This window comes from Leisingera sp. XS_AS12 (genome assembly GCF_041224635.1).
Classification (GTDB): domain Bacteria; phylum Pseudomonadota; class Alphaproteobacteria; order Rhodobacterales; family Rhodobacteraceae; genus Leisingera.
In genome coordinates this window covers 1-315 of record NZ_JBGFGM010000113.1, presented here as the reverse complement: position 1 = coordinate 315, position 315 = coordinate 1, and the positions used below count along the sequence as shown (strand labels likewise).

General features: G+C 59.4%; 1 pseudogene. It reads right to left on the bottom strand.

Annotation, left to right across the window (positions count from 1 at the left end):
* Nucleotides 1–315 (bottom strand): annotated as a pseudogene (locus AB9K35_RS18205) (IS3 family transposase); the annotation flags it as partial.

Genomic DNA, 315 nt, shown 5'->3' with positions numbered 1-315 from the left:
CGTATTGCCTGGCCAGTTCAATCATGTCCGCCACGAGCCGGTCTTCATCTTCCCGGCCTCGCGATTGATACCTTTGTGTTGATCGATGCTGCCCCAGCACCCGGCAGATCCGGCGTTCAGACACTTTCATCTCGCTGCGTATCAGCTCGATGCAGGCGCGCCGACGGGCGGGGCTCAGAAGTTTCCCCGGGCCGCCTCCTTCAGGATGAGCTTGTCCCAGGTCAGGTCCGCAACGGCTTTTCGCAGCAGTTCGTTCTCCTTCTGCAGCTGTTTGAGTTCTTTCAGTTGGTCGGCTCCCATCCCGCCATACTGCTT